Genomic DNA, 13,461 nt, shown 5'->3' on the forward strand with positions numbered 1-13,461 from the left:
AGCCTGTGGTGCGCGTTCCGGACTCGGCTTGCCGCCGGGAACGAGCCGTTGGTGCAGCCGCCGGCCGGAAGGCGCGGGGCGATCCACGGCGCGGCGCGAGGGACGGATTCATCTCTCGCGCGCAATGCCGGGACGCAGAGAGATTATCGAAAGCGCGGCCCGCGGGATAGACCCGATGCAGCGATGGAGCGGGCAAAGTTCAAACGGCCGTGCGGTGCCGTTGGGAAAATCTCGAGACCGGGCGGTCGACGCGGAGGCCGGCGGCGCGCCGGGCGCGGCGTCCCCGCGAATGAAAAGGGAAGGCAGATCATGGACTGCCGAGGTGGGCCGTGCAACGATGGACGGACGGTCACGCGAGGCCGGCCCCGTATCCGGGCCGCGCGCGAACCGCGTAGGAACGACTTTCGACTCCCACAACCAGAGGAGAAAATGTGTCCATGAGCATGGCCGTGCAAACCCGGCCGGACGCCGGATTCCACGACGAAACCCTGCCCCCGGAAGAAGCGCCCACGCCGGAACCGCCGCCCGGTCCGCCGCCGGGCCCGGACCCGACGTATCCGCCTTCCCCGGGCCCCGATGTTCCTCCGGGGCAGCCCACGCCTCCCGACACCGAACCGCAGCCCGGCCCCTACCCCGCGCCGACGCCCGGTCCGGACCCTGACCCGGAGCCGTTCCCCGGCCCGAACCCGGTCCCGGGGCCCGATCCGATGCCGCATCCCGATCCCACCACCCGGCCTCCGGCGTTCCGGGGCATGACGGGCTGATCCGGTAACTGCCACGAAGCACCCGGTGGTGCCGCTCAGAGCGGCACCACCGGGTGCTTCGTGTGCGCACGCTGTTCGCCGTTGCCGCAAGCGACCGGCAGGGAGGGCCGACGTGCCCGGGGGGGAAAAAATCTGCGCCGTCAGGCCGTGAGCTCCGCCGCGGCATCCGCGGTGACCTTGGCCAATCCGCCACGGGCCAGGCTGTCGCGCTGCCGCCGCGCCCCGTTGCCGTCCCGCAGGAGTCGATCGAGGGTCGAATCAACCAGCTCGAAGTCGCCGCTTTCGTCCAGGGCGTCCCGGATGCGGCGTTTCAGGGCGGCGATCATGTGCTCGGTGGGAATGCCGCGCCCGGTTTCCGGGTCGAGTTGGTTGCCCCCGAGTCCGTGCTTGGCCGCCTGCCAAAAGGCCAGGTCAAGCAGTTCGGGAAGCAGGCCGGAGTCGTTGCGCGGCGCATGGATGCTCGTTTCCACCAGGGCGCGGATGACCAGGGCCAGGGATACCGCTTCCTCGGCCCGCAGCTGGGCGTCGGCCACGCGGATCTCGATGGTCGGGTAGTGGTTGGACAGCCGGGCTGCCCAGCCAATATGGCCGGCGTCAAGCACCACGTCGGCTCCGAGCACCAGGGCCAGCCTCCGGTAGTAGTCCTCCGCGTCGGCGAAGTGCGGTGGAATGCCCTGGACCGACCACCTGCGGTAGTGGATGGTGCGCCACGAGGAAAAGCCGGTGTCCTCGCCCCGCCAGAGCGGGGAATTCGCCCCGATGGCGGCCAGCAGCGGGAACCAGCCGCGCAGGCCGTTGAGGGCCAGGATCCCGGCCTCGGAATTGGGGATCGCCACGTGCACATGCAGGCCGGATACGTATTGCTCGCCGCTGATGCCCGGGAGGTAGCGGTGTATTTCCCTGTACCGATCGGTCGGGCTGACATGGGCCGGGTGGACGGGAATGAGCGGGGCGGTGCCCATGGAGACCGCCTGCAGGTCGTTGCCGGACGCGGTCGTCGCAAGCCCCCGGCGGAACCCGCGCAGCGAGGCGAGGGCCTCGTTGGCGCTCGAGCACACCGGGGTTGCCATTTCCACCTGGCAATCCAGCAATTCGTGCTGGGACCTGCTGTCACCGGCACGGATGGACATCAGCGTTTCGCGCGTCCTGGCGTCGGGCACCGCGGGCAGGCCCGTGGCCGGGTCCAAGAGGAAGAACTCCTCTTCGATGCCAAAGGTGCTCATGGGGCCGACCTCTCCGGGGATCCGGGCGCCGTGGCGCTCATTGAGGGACGCCGGAGGCGCCGTCGGCAACGACGGCGCCTCCGGCGGGCTGGCAGTGGGGTGGTGGCTAGGTTCCCGAGTCGTCCGCGGACTGCGCATCGAGGGCCGGGCCGTCGACGGTGGCTCCGCCCTCGTCGGTCCAGTCATGCCCCGGCTCGGTGTTCAGCGACGGATCCGAGACGTGGTCAGCGGCCTGAGCGGCCTCGCGTTCGGCGGTCTCGTCGGCGGTCGGGCGGTTTTCGGGTGTGTTGTTCATCGGCGTGTTCTCCTAGGTCGGGGATCTCGGATGGTCATCGATGTTCGGTGCCCGTGCTGCGGTTGGATCCGGTGCCTGAAACTCGAGCAACTTGTGGGTTCCGTCGCAGAACGGCTTGATCAGGGACCCGCCGCAGCGGCATAGTGCCACTGTGCCGCGTCTCGGATCGACGGTCAAGCCCATTGCATCCAGCAGCTCAAAGTCGCCGCGCACCAACAGCGGCCCGTGGGGGCACAGCGTGATGCTGGTTCCGGGCGTGGCGCTCATGCCGGCACCTCCGCCGCGGGAAGCAGTGTGGTGGCACCGCTTTCCCAGGTGTCAACCTGCCACGTGCCGGCCAGCCCGTCGAGCAGCAGGGCCGCGGCGGCCCCCAGGAAGACGTTGCCCGCCACCTGCGGCTCGGCCTCGACCAACCCGCCGGCCAGGTCGCGCGCGGCGATCTGCTCGTGGACGGCATCGGCCTCGACGTGTTCGTCGAAGTAGTCGGTGACGGGTGCCCCGAAGCCCAGGCGGCGGAATCCGCGGGCGTACTTGGCGTTGGGCAGTGACGAGGTCATTTCGTAGATGGCCAGGTGTCCGCAGATCGCTCCCCGGTGCCTGCGCTGGAGCCCGAAAAGGGACATGAGGTTCACCGAGGCCAGCACGATTGCAGGAATCCGGTCGATGTAGGCGCCGAATTCGCCATCCAGGTCCAGGCCCGCCATCGTGCGGGCGAAGAGCTGGGAGTGCATTCGCCCCGGCAACCCGTTTCCGTACTCGTCGCCCTGGATTTCCACGAGGGCGGACTTGGCCCGTCCGCCAAGCCGGGGAATGGCCCAGGTGTGGGGGTCCGCCTCCTTGAGCTGGTAGATCGACTTGTGGACCAGGAATTCGCGCACCTGGTCGATGGTCGCCCGGCGCGCCACGAAGTCGGCCACGGAGCGGCCGGGGGCCGCTTCGACCATGGCGGACAGGGCCTCGGCAACGGACTGGGCATTGGCCTCGACCCGCGGGATCGCGGGAATGGACTGCATGATCCGGGTTTCGAACCTTTCCTCGATCCGGCTGCGCAGCTGCAACAGGTCGGTGTTCCATTCCCACCGGTCCGCCACGGAGTCGAACCCGGAATAATGCAGTTCGTAGAGGACGAACAGGCAAAGTTGCAGGTCCTCGTCGAAAAAGATGTCCGGGTCGACCGGGGACTGCTCCATGCGGTCGGCCAATTCCGGCGCGCGCGAGGGGTCGTCGCGCTCCAGGAGATTGAGCAATGCCGAGCTGAGGGGGCCACGAGGCCTGGGTAGTGTGCGCATCAGATTCCTTCTGCTATCGGGAGGGTGTTTGCGGGGATGATTCACGTGGGTGGCAATTGATCACCGAACACCTGTTACTGGTGGGCGCGGGTCCGGACGTGGTCCGGCCCTGCACTGGGGCGGCATGTGGTAGCAAGTGCATCCCGGATTTCGCGGGTCACGGTAAAAGGCGAATCCGGACTTTTTGTGAAGGGCAACCACGTCCTTTCCAGGTGCTCATTCAACGGCCCCTTGCGGTCGGGGGCCCGTGCGTTCCGTCCGCCGGCACCCTGGGCATCGTCCATCGTCAATAAAACCACACGGGCTACGGCTTCCGGGGAGATACGCATTTATCTTTACATGGGGCATGACCAGCGGCAATGCTGAGGTTGGCATGTTGAAGACAACGGGCGAAGCAGGGTCCGTGGCCTTGGGAAATCATCGAGTGGGGAAAGGCAGGGCCGTTGGAAAAAATCCGTTTGCGGGTGCGGGATGCCATTCTGTCGAATGCCGAGGGCCTGAACCAGTCCGGCATTGCCCGCCAGGCGTCCATGACGCAGGATGCCCTGAGCCGTTCCCTGAGCGGCCAAAGGAACTTCAGCGCCGGTGAATTGGCGGTGCTGGCCAAGATCCTGCATGTCTCGCTGCAATGGCTGGTCACCGGGGACCCGCGGGTCGATTCACACGTCGCCGAGGCACAGCCCGTTGCCAGGGGACGGCCGGACCGCGTGGCCGAGACCGTGGCCTTTCCTGCGGGAGCCTATCGGGAAGTCGGCCTGTCCACGCAATCGGTTCCCGTGGTCGCCCCCGGAGTCTCGCCCGACGACGCGGCCCGGGAGATGGCGGCCCGGCTGGCCGCGGTGAGTGACGGACCGTTCGTCCACGATCTGCCCGCCGCCGTCGAGCAGGCCCTGGGCATCGGGGTGTTTGTGGCCGCCGAGGGGCTGGCCTTCGACGCCCGCGCCATGGTTTCAAGCAGCGTGACCTACGTCGTGGTGCGCGCCACCGGTGCCTGGTACCAGGCGAACCTGGTCCTGGCCCGCGAGCTCGGCGAACTGGTCAGCGGACAGCAACCAAGCATCGGACGCAGGTCACGGGTGCGCGACCTCTGGTCGAGTGACTTCGCCTTTGCGCTGCTCCTGCCCGAGGAGAGGCTTCGCTCGATTGACTGGAACAGGCAAACGCCGAGGGAGTTGGCGGACTTCCTGTGGGAGGCAGGCGTCTCGGCCAAGGCACTGGCCCAACGCCTGGACGTCTTGGGCATCAAGCTCGGGCCCGCCCTGGTGCATGCCGACGAGGGGACACTGCAGCTGCTGGTTTGGCAGAACCCCGATTGTTTCAGTCACCATCGGGCCCGGGCCTATCGGGCACCGCGGATTCCGCGTGACTTGCTCAATGCCCACCTGAAGGGGATGCGGCAGGGTCACGTGGACGGGACTTCGTTGGCCTGGATGCTTGATACGCCGCTGTCGGAGCTCTAGGAATCCACCCGCGGCGTCGCCGGCTTGCCTGCAAAAAGGTTGGAAAGGGCTGGCCGGAGCAGTAGCGTGGCCAGCAGGGACACCGGTTGGCGTTGCCGTCGGAGCCACGCGAAGGCGTTGGCTCCGGGGCCGAACCGGTACCCGATCCAATTCCGGCCAATCGTGTCCGCCGGCCTCCAGGCCCGGGCGGGCAGCGTAGAGGGGAGAAGCAGGATGCCAAAGGACAAGACACCGCAAATCAAGGACGACGAACTCTACGAGAAGCTGCGCGACGAGGGAAACTCAAAGCAGAAGGCGGCCCGGATCGCCAACGCGGCGGCCCGGGACGGCCGCTCGGAAGTCGGAAAGCGCGGCGGCAAGTCGGGCGACTACGAGGACTGGACGGTGCCAGAGCTCAAGGCCAGGGCCAAGGAAATCGGCCTGCACGGCTACTCCGGGAAAAAGAAGAACGAGCTCATCGATTCGCTGCGCAATTCCTAGCAAGGCGGAGAAGGGAAGACCGATGGCAGACAAGAAATCCGCTGAAGACCCCGCGGACAAGCCCGCCAATCCCAAGACACTGGACAGTTTCGATCCGTTGCGCGATGCGGAAACGCTCCTCGACGAGGAGAGCGCCGCGCAGGAGCCGACCGGCGGTGTCCCGGGCCGTCCCCACCGGCCCGGGACACCGCCGGATCCGGCTGACGCAGGGCAGGGCGGTGCCGACGAGGAGGACACGCGCTTCGACGCCGGCTAAGCCGAATCCCTGGGAGGCCGGACTGCTTCGGCGGGAACAGGACATGCGGAAGGAGCCAGCCCCTGGCGGGGCTGGCTCCTTTGCCGTCTCCGGCTCCCGGGAAGGGGATTTCCCTGTCGTTGAAACCGAGCGTCTACTCGCGGTTGATGTCCTTGGTTCTGTCCTTGATGCGTTCGGCCGCCTGTTTCGCGTCCGCCACTGCCTGGTCCTTCAGGCCCTCGGCCTGAAGACGCTCGTTGTCGGTGGCGTCACCGGTCTTTTCCTTGATCTTGCCGGTCGCTTCCTGCGCCTTGTTCCTGATCTTGTCTCCCAGACCCATGGTCTTGCTCCTTGTCTTGTCTTGTCTTGTCGTGGCGTTCCTACGGAGTTGCTACATAGGGTGCACCCCGGCATCGGCACTTGCGCATTGGTTGGGGTGAGCGGAAATCATCTCTCCTCGCCAAGCGCGTCCTGCCGGGAAATATGCGGCGGGACTCGCACCTCCTTTTCACTTTGCCGGGGCAGCGCGTCGGTTCCCCAAGCCCTAGGGCTGGCGGTACGTTTCCTCGCTGCCCCGGTCGATGCGTCGGTGGTAATGCATGCCGGCCTGGCCGCCAAGAACCGCCCCCAGAAGCGGGACGACCACGGCGATGGCCAGGACGAGCCAGCCCAGGGCCCCCATGTTCCAGTTGGCCGGAACCAGGGGACTCCCGTTGAGCCTGCCCCAGGCGTCGAAATCGACATTCGCGAAGGCGGACAATCCAGCCACCACGAGAGCGACGACAATGGCCCAGACCCACACGGCCACACCTTGCCGGATGCCGTTGAAGCGGGCCATCCTGCCCGCGACGTAGCCCCCGCAGAAGTAGGCGAGCAGCAGGACGAGCACCAGGACGATGGCGGAGATCCAGGCAGCCGCGTCCGGGTTGCGGGTCACGGTGTCGGCGGCCGACCCCAGGTCCGTTTCGGTGGCAAGCCCGACGCCAGCCCCGAATGCCGTCAGCAATGCGGTGAGCAGCACACTCATGCCCATGGCCGTGACCCAGCCAAAGAACGCGCTTCCGACCTTCACCCCGCCAAATTGCCCGCTCTCACGCGAGAGCCGTTCATGGGTGCGATGGCTGGACGTGCTTGATCCTGATCCTGAGTATTCCATCGGAGAGCCTCTTTTCCTTTCGATTGGGACCCAGGGGGTGGGTCGCCGTATCGATCCTGATGCACCGAATCGGGCCTCAGGGGTTCATGGGTTTCATGGTGCGCGACCCTCGGGTTTCGGGCCCTTCCTCAGTCGGCGCACGGGATCCCTCGGAGACGTCCTCGTTTGCGTGTCGGTTCGGCCCATCGACGGGCCCATTTCCCGTGTCGTCCGCCCCTCGGTGGGAAGCGGATGCCTCATGGCGTCCTCTCGGATCGCCGGCTTCCCCAGCGGCCTCCCAATCCGTCTCCACCGCGGTGACAACGTACTTCCGGATTCGCGGCCGCCCCGGGCCACCCCCGGAATCCCGCTCCTGCTCCCGGGCGGTCAGGGGAGTCCCCTGGACAAGCCCCACCGGCGCCCGGTCCCTGGTGTCCCCGGCATCGTCGGCGGTCGCCGTGTCTGCGGTCTCCGGGGCATCTTCATGCGCACCGAGTCCGGCCTGGGAATAGTAGTCGTAGAGTTCGTCCTCTTCCTCGGGCTCAAGGTGGCCCAGGGGGTCGATGTTCGGGGCGTTCTTGACGATCTGCTTGGTGTACCTCACGTAGAGTTCCCCGTTGGAGATTTCCGCGTCGGAGAGCGGCACGAAGTTCTCCTGGGTGCCGAAGAGTCCCGTATGGACCGTGGCGAAGTGGGGCAGGTCGGTTCCGTCGTCAAGGTAGACCTGACCGAGCGTGCCAATCTTTTCTCCGTCGGAGCCATACACGTTGGTCTTGGACCCCAAAAGGGGCTGGAGGTCTTCGTTGTTCAACATGGTGTTTCCCTTTCCGCTGTCGAGGCCAGCCCGCTTCCCGGGGACGCTGTCCGCAGACCCTGCGGATCTCTCCGGCAGGTCGTTCCGGCCACATCGTTCGCGGCGCCGGGTCCGGCGGCAGCCATGGCGCGCGGGCCGCGCGACCGGCCGCAGGTTTGCCGTGCATCCACAGCCTCCCGCCATGGACAAAACCACTTTCTGACAGTCGGGCGGGGCGCTGACGTGCAACCTCGCCCATGTCGCAAGCCAAACACCGCAGGGGGCGCAATTCAAGAAAGTGTCACCCCGGTAGGGGAAGGGCGGCAAAATCCGGTCGGCAATCATCGCGAAAAGCCCAAGACCCGGTGCGGTCGCAGGCGTTCAAGGCAGAAGGTGCGGCACCGCCGGAGGGACCCGTCCCGCGGCCATCGCCCCTAACCTCCGGTATCCGGATCCATGACGGAGTAGTAGCCGTCGAGCATCGCCTTTTCGGCATCGCCGAGCCTGGCGCCGGGGTCCACGCGCGGTGCGTGGCGGATGTCCTGCTTGGTGAACCTGACCTGCAGGTGGCCGTCGGTGAACACCGCTCCGCGCAGGGATACCAGAAGTTCCTCGGTGCCGAAGAGCCCGAGGCGCACGGCGACGAAGTCGGGATCGCCGGAGGCGGCGTCCATGTAGATGTTTCCCAGCGTCCCGACCTTTTCGCGTTGCGGGCCGTAGACGGTGCTCTTGGCGTTCAGCAGTGCGTTCAGGTATCCATGGCCCAGCATGGTGGCTTCCTCACGGGACGTTTTCCCCGGGCGCGGCCACCGGAACCGCCTCAGTGCGGTTCCTTCCAGGTGGCTGGTCATTCACGGCACGGCGGGCCGCCCTGAACATGCCGGGCATCCAATTCAAGCAAAGCACCGGGAGCGGCCCCGTACAAGGCAAAAGCGGTGCCCGGAAAAGCACAAGGTCCGGCCCCCAGTGACGGGGGAGCCGGACCTTGTGGAGGGGCGTGGGTTAGGCCAGGCCGAGGACCTTGTCGGTCTCGGCACGCACCTCTGCATAAAGCGAGGGGTTCTCGTTGAGCTTCACGCCGTAGGACGGGATGATCTCCTTGAGCTTGGATTCCCAGCCGGAGAACTGCTTCGGGAAGCAGCGGCCCAGCAGCCCGATCATGATCGGGGTTGCGGTCGAGGCGCCGGGGGAGGCGCCGAGCAGGCCGGAGATGGTGCCGTCGGCGGAGGTGATGACCTCGGTGCCGAACTGCAGCACGCCGCCCTTCTTGGCGTCCTTCTTGATGACCTGGACGCGCTGTCCGGCGGTGATCAGTTCCCACTTCTCGCCGGTGGCCTCGGGCAGGTACTCGCGCAGTGCCTCGTCCTTCTTGGCACGCGACTTGAGCACCTCCTTGATCAGGTACACGGTCAGGTCCAGGTTGTCCTTGCCCACGGCAAGCATCGGCAGGATGTTGTGCGCGCGGATCGAGGCCGGAAGGTCCAGCAGCGAGGAGGTCTTCAGGAAGTTGGTGGAGAAGCCGGCGTACGGGCCGAACATCAGCGAGCGCTTGCCGTCGACGAAGCGCGTGTCAAGGTGCGGCACGCTCATGGGCGGGGCGCCGACCGAGGCCTGGCCGTAGACCTTGGCGTGGTGCTGGTCGATGATCGTATCGTCGGTGCAGCGCAGGAACTGGCCGGAGACCGGGAAGCCGCCGAAGCCCTTGATCTCGTCGATTCCTGCCTTCTGCAGCAGGCCCAGGGCGCCGCCGCCGGCACCCACGAAGACGAACTTGGCCTTGACGCTGCGCTTGGCCTTGGTGGCGTTCTCGCGCACGGAGAGGTCCCAGCCGGCGCCGTCGCGCTTGATGCCGGTGACGCGGTGGCCGAAGTTGACCTCGGCGCCGTTGGCGGCAAGGTTCTCGGTCATCTGGCGGGTCAGCGAACCGAAGTCCACGTCGGTGCCGGAGACCACGCGGGAGGCCGCGACGCGCTGGGATCCGTTGCGGCCGTTGGCCACCAGCGGTGCCCAGGACTTGATGGTGTCAAGGTCCTCGGTGTGCTCGATCTCGTTGAACAGCGTGTGGGGCTTCAGCGCCTCGTAGCGGGTCTTGAGGTAGTCGGCGTGGGAGTCGCCGATGACGAAGCTCATGTGCGGCAGCGGGTTGATGAAGCTGCCCGGATCTCCGACCTGCTTGTTCTTGACCAGGTGCGAGAAGAACTGGCGGGAAACCTGGAACTGCTCGTTGATGCCGATGGCCTTGGCCGGGTCGACGCTGCCGTCGGGGCCGGCCGCGGTGTAGTTCAGTTCGCAGAGGGCCGAGTGGCCGGTTCCGGCGTTGTTCCAGGGGGAGGAGGACTCGAGGCCGGCCTGGTCCAGGTTCTCGAAAAGGCCAATGCTCCACCCCGGCTCCAGCTGCTTGATCATGGTACCGAGCGTGGCGCTCATGACACCGGCGCCGATGAGAACGACGTCGAAAGACTGATTGGTGGATTCAGAAGGCACGGGGGGTTCTCCATTGAAAGTTCGTCTTGACTCTAGGCAAGACTAGCGCCATGCGGGGGTGTCCAAGAAATTGGTCCCTTGACAGTCCGGGACTTAAGTGGTCATCTTCACATCGGTGAAGACTTCGTCCAGGACGGGCGACGAGGGATAGTGCTTCACGGTGTCGTTGAAGGCCAGCGCGGAGATCGGGAAGGCCAGCGGAAGCGCCGGAAGGTCCTTGGCCAGCGTGTTGGAAAGATCCTCGTAGGCGGTAACGCGCTGCTCGCCCGGCGGCATGGAACGCGCTAGCAGCACCTGCGCGGAAAGGACCGGGGATTCGTAGCCGAACTGGCGGTTGCTCGAGGAGAACAGGGCACCCATGAAGTCATCGGGATCCCGGTAGCCGCCGTTGAAGCCCAGGAGGTGCAGGCCGGGGACTTCCCCGGAGCGGACGGTCGCCACGTAGCCGTCGTTCCAGTCGATGGGCCTGGGCTCCAGCGTGATGCCGACCAGGGCCAGCTGGCGCGAGAGCTCGGCATAGATGAGCTCGGGCAGGGGCAGGTAGGCCCGGGAGATGTTCAGCGGGTAAAGGAACGGGATCGGGCTGCCGTCGTAGCCGATGGATTCGAGCAGGTCCTTGGCGCGGTTGGAGTCCGGGCCGTAGTAGGTGTCGGAGGTCTTGATGCCCAGCGAGGCGGGAAGGAAGCCGCGGGCCTCCTTGGTGCCCGAGATGTAGAACTGCTCAATGATCTTCTGCCGGTCGATGCCGTGGGCGATGGCCCGGCGGAACTCCTCCTGCGCCAGCCACTTGTTCTTCTGGTTCATGCCCAGGTAGCTCACGGAGTAGGGGTCGCGCTGCACGATGAGCTTGCCCTCGCGCACCAGTTCGCGCAGCCCCGTCACCGCGACCAGGTCGAAGCCGTCGATCTCCCCGCGGTCAAGCGAGCCCAGGCGCCCGGCTGGGGTGCGGATTTCGCGGAAGACGACCAGGGTCGGGGCAGTCGGGTTTCCCTGCACGGCGGCGGCGTCCCAGTACCCGGGGAAGCTGCGCAGGGTGACGGCCCCGTCCTTCCAGGAGACGAACTTGAATGGCCCGGTGCCCACCGGCTGTGTCGAAAGGTAGGAAACCTGGCCGTTGGCCGTCGCGGGGGTGGCCAGGGCCTTGGGCGAGGCCATCGCCAGGCCGGGCAGCGTCAGGGCCTCGATGAGTCCGGCGATCGGCTGGCGCAGGGTCAGCACCACGGTGTGGGTGTCCGCTGCCTTGATGGACCCGAAGTGGCTGGCGGTGCCGCCGACCGTGGCGCCCACGAAGGGATTTGCCTTGAGCTGTTCGCGCAGCGAGGCCAGCAGCGCCTCCGCGGCGGTGTGCTCGGCCAGCTTTTGCGGGTCGACGGTTTCGTTGCCGTCGCTGTCCTTGCTCGGCTTGGGCTCGGGGATGGACTTGGGCAGCACGGGGAGCTGCTCGTTGTGCCGGAAGACCTGGGTGAAGCCCTGGTCGGAGTTGGCGCGCACGTCCTGCGGCAGCGCGATCCAGTGTTCGAAGTTGGCGACCACGGCCTGCGCGTCGAAGTCGGTGCCGTCGTGGAACTTGACGCCGCGGCGCAGGATGAAGGTGTATTGCAGCCGGTCCGGGCTCACGATCCAGTCGGTGGCCAGCATCGGGATCGGGACCCCGGTTTCGCGGTCCACCCCGATGAGGCCCTCGTAGATCTGGCGGGTGATGCGGAAGGTTTCGTTGTCCCCGGAGATGGCGGGGTCAAGAGTAGCCGGGTCGGCGGCGGAGCCGAAGTGGAAGGTGCGGAGCACCGGTTCCGCGCTGGCCGTCGGGCCGGTCGGTTCCGGGGTGTCCTGGGGGACGCAGCCGGTCAGGGCCAGGGCCGTGAGTCCCAGGCCGCCGGCCAGGAAGGCGCGGCGCGTGGCTCTGGGTGGTTCCGGGCTGTGCGACTGGCTGGGCACCAAGGACTCCTCGTCAGTGTGTTGGGCTCCAATTCGTGGCGGGGCCGCTGCTCAATGTTAAAGCGCAGGGCCCCCGGAAACATCCGGGGGCCCTGCGTGATGCCGCTTGCATCTTGTGGATGCGTTGGGCATGTGTGCGAGCGGGGGGACTTGAACCCCCACGTCCGAAGACACTGGAACCTAAATCCAGCGCGTCTACCAATTCCGCCACGCTCGCAAGGCAGCGAACCGCTTTCGAAGTTCGGCAGAAATCAGTCTAGCGGAGACTTTTGGCCCGATTTGCGGCTTTTGGGCTGTGGGCGAAACTTTATTTTGGATCGAGACCCAAATCACGACGCAGTTTTGCGACGTGTCCGGTGGCCCTCACGTTGTACTGCGCCAATTCAACGATTCCGTGCTCGTCCACCACGACGGTGGAGCGGATCAGGCCCTCGTAGGTGCGGCCGTAGTTCTTCTTTTCGCCCCATGCGCCATAGGCGGAAGCCACTGCGTGGTCCTCGTCGGCCAGCAGCGGGAAGGTCAGCTCTTCCTTGGCGGTGAACTTGGCCAACTTGGCCGGCGCGTCGGGGGAGATTCCCACGACCTGGTAGCCGGCGGCTGCCAGCGATTCCAGGGAGTCGCGGAAGTCGCAGGCCTGCTTGGTGCAGCCCGGGGTGGATGCCGCCGGGTAGAAGTACACGATGGTCTTCCTGCCGCGCAGCGAGGAGAGGGAAAGCTCCTGGCCTCGGGCGTCGGTGAGGGTGAAATCGGGTGCGGCGTCGCCGGCGGACAGGCGGACGGCTTCGGTGGTGGCGTTCGAAGTCATGGGTGTGGTGCTCCTGGGTCTCTGGCGTCCACGACGCGTACGTGCGACTGGCGTGGGCGCGGGGCGGGGGATTGGTCCTGCATACGAGCTTAGCGAATGCCCACGCGTTTCAGCGTGCCGGCCCCCGTGCCGGGGAGGTGGCCCATGGGATCTGCAACTTCCCCCGGGCGTTCCGGGCGGGAGTGTCCTATGATGAGTGATTGAAGGGTGTCAATGACTGCGAATGGGTGGATCTGATGAGCAGGAGCAAAGGGAAATCGCGGGCTAGGGGTTTCGCGCTGCCCGAGGAACTGGTGGCCCGGCGGGTGGCGTTTGCCGCGTCCGGCGCCTCGGGAACGCATGAGGACCAGAAATCTCGCGTGCATCGGACTGGCGACACCAACCGCGTGGGCTCGCGTTCGGCCCGCACCCGCGCGGCGATCCGCAACGACGGCTGGTAGCGTCCCGGGTTCGCAATTGATGCTGGAACGTTCGCCACTTGGCCGACGGTTCAACGGATCGCTCATCGCTCTGTGCTTACGACGGGCTCGAAGGATGCTGTGGCGGTGGCTCGGGTGGAATGT

At 66.6% G+C, this 13,461-nt stretch carries 15 protein-coding genes and 1 tRNA gene; 4 read left to right on the top strand and 12 right to left on the bottom strand.

The genetic code is table 11. The features are described from left to right. Nucleotides 1-904 precede the first annotated feature (904 nt). The 4 genes from KRR55_RS11610 to KRR55_RS11625 all read right to left on the bottom strand — a co-directional run bounded on the left by KRR55_RS11610 (nucleotide 905) and on the right by KRR55_RS11625 (nucleotide 3,571). A complete protein-coding gene (locus KRR55_RS11610) occupies nucleotides 905-1,987 on the bottom strand; it encodes a carboxylate-amine ligase (RefSeq protein WP_217389237.1) in 1,083 nt (360 codons plus the stop codon). A gap of 106 nt (nucleotides 1,988-2,093) precedes the next feature. Beyond that, nucleotides 2,094-2,282, bottom strand: a complete 189-nt coding sequence (locus KRR55_RS11615) for a hypothetical protein (protein WP_217389238.1) — start codon at nucleotides 2,280-2,282, stop codon at nucleotides 2,094-2,096. Nucleotides 2,283-2,294: 12 nt separating this feature from the next. Beyond that, complete coding sequence (locus tag KRR55_RS11620) at nucleotides 2,295-2,549, bottom strand: CDGSH iron-sulfur domain-containing protein (protein ID WP_217389239.1); 255 nt, start codon at nucleotides 2,547-2,549, stop codon at nucleotides 2,295-2,297. Further along, nucleotides 2,546-3,571 carry an iron-containing redox enzyme family protein gene (locus KRR55_RS11625; RefSeq protein WP_217389240.1) on the bottom strand — a complete coding sequence of 342 codons (1,026 nt, stop codon included), beginning with the start codon at nucleotides 3,569-3,571 and terminating at the stop codon, nucleotides 2,546-2,548. The genes KRR55_RS11620 and KRR55_RS11625 overlap by 4 nt, the downstream gene beginning before the upstream one ends. 464 nt (nucleotides 3,572-4,035) lie before the next feature. Between KRR55_RS11625 and KRR55_RS11630 the strand changes: the two genes are divergently transcribed. The 3 genes from KRR55_RS11630 (at nucleotide 4,036) to KRR55_RS11640 (ending at nucleotide 5,767) form a co-directional block, all read left to right on the top strand. Then, complete coding sequence (locus tag KRR55_RS11630) at nucleotides 4,036-5,031, top strand: helix-turn-helix domain-containing protein (protein ID WP_336245104.1); 996 nt, start codon at nucleotides 4,036-4,038, stop codon at nucleotides 5,029-5,031. A 213-nt stretch (nucleotides 5,032-5,244) separates the two neighbouring features. Continuing rightward, complete coding sequence (locus tag KRR55_RS11635; RefSeq protein ID WP_217389242.1) at nucleotides 5,245-5,511, top strand: DUF7218 family protein; 267 nt, start codon at nucleotides 5,245-5,247, stop codon at nucleotides 5,509-5,511. Between the two features lie 22 nt (nucleotides 5,512-5,533). Continuing rightward, the gene (locus tag KRR55_RS11640; RefSeq protein WP_217389243.1) at nucleotides 5,534-5,767 is read left to right on the top strand and encodes a hypothetical protein; all 234 of its coding nucleotides are present in this window, start codon (nucleotides 5,534-5,536) and stop codon (nucleotides 5,765-5,767) included. Nucleotides 5,768-5,900: 133 nt separating this feature from the next. On the opposite strand, the gene KRR55_RS11645 is transcribed toward KRR55_RS11640, so the two are convergent. The 8 genes from KRR55_RS11645 to bcp all read right to left on the bottom strand — a co-directional run bounded on the left by KRR55_RS11645 (nucleotide 5,901) and on the right by bcp (nucleotide 12,898). Beyond that, nucleotides 5,901-6,086: a CsbD family protein gene (locus KRR55_RS11645; protein ID WP_217389244.1), complete on the bottom strand. Its 186-nt coding sequence runs from the start codon at nucleotides 6,084-6,086 to the stop codon at nucleotides 5,901-5,903. Nucleotides 6,087-6,290: 204 nt separating this feature from the next. Beyond that, a complete protein-coding gene (locus tag KRR55_RS11650; RefSeq protein ID WP_217389245.1) occupies nucleotides 6,291-6,902 on the bottom strand; it encodes a hypothetical protein in 612 nt (203 codons plus the stop codon). A gap of 76 nt (nucleotides 6,903-6,978) precedes the next feature. After that, nucleotides 6,979-7,695 carry a PRC-barrel domain-containing protein gene (locus KRR55_RS11655; protein WP_217389246.1) on the bottom strand — a complete coding sequence of 239 codons (717 nt, stop codon included), beginning with the start codon at nucleotides 7,693-7,695 and terminating at the stop codon, nucleotides 6,979-6,981. A 413-nt stretch (nucleotides 7,696-8,108) separates the two neighbouring features. Continuing rightward, complete coding sequence (locus KRR55_RS11660; protein ID WP_217389247.1) at nucleotides 8,109-8,444, bottom strand: PRC-barrel domain-containing protein; 336 nt, start codon at nucleotides 8,442-8,444, stop codon at nucleotides 8,109-8,111. A gap of 232 nt (nucleotides 8,445-8,676) precedes the next feature. After that, a complete protein-coding gene (locus KRR55_RS11665) occupies nucleotides 8,677-10,101 on the bottom strand; it encodes a malate:quinone oxidoreductase (RefSeq protein WP_254456139.1) in 1,425 nt (474 codons plus the stop codon). Between the two features lie 150 nt (nucleotides 10,102-10,251). Continuing rightward, entirely contained in the window at nucleotides 10,252-12,093 is a 1,842-nt protein-coding gene (locus KRR55_RS11670) for an ABC transporter substrate-binding protein (RefSeq protein ID WP_217389249.1), read from the bottom strand. A gap of 135 nt (nucleotides 12,094-12,228) precedes the next feature. Further along, nucleotides 12,229-12,310 (bottom strand) — tRNA-Leu (locus tag KRR55_RS11675). Nucleotides 12,311-12,400: 90 nt separating this feature from the next. Beyond that, nucleotides 12,401-12,898, bottom strand: a complete 498-nt coding sequence (bcp, locus tag KRR55_RS11680) for a thioredoxin-dependent thiol peroxidase (RefSeq protein WP_217389250.1) — start codon at nucleotides 12,896-12,898, stop codon at nucleotides 12,401-12,403. 236 nt (nucleotides 12,899-13,134) lie between these two features. Here bcp and KRR55_RS11685 point away from each other — a divergent pair, with 236 nt between their 5' ends. Further along, the gene (locus KRR55_RS11685) at nucleotides 13,135-13,338 is read left to right on the top strand and encodes a hypothetical protein (protein ID WP_217389251.1); all 204 of its coding nucleotides are present in this window, start codon (nucleotides 13,135-13,137) and stop codon (nucleotides 13,336-13,338) included. The last annotated feature ends 123 nt before the right edge of the window (nucleotides 13,339-13,461 follow it).

This window comes from Paeniglutamicibacter quisquiliarum (genome assembly GCF_019084045.1).
GTDB lineage: Bacteria > Actinomycetota > Actinomycetes > Actinomycetales > Micrococcaceae > Paeniglutamicibacter > Paeniglutamicibacter quisquiliarum.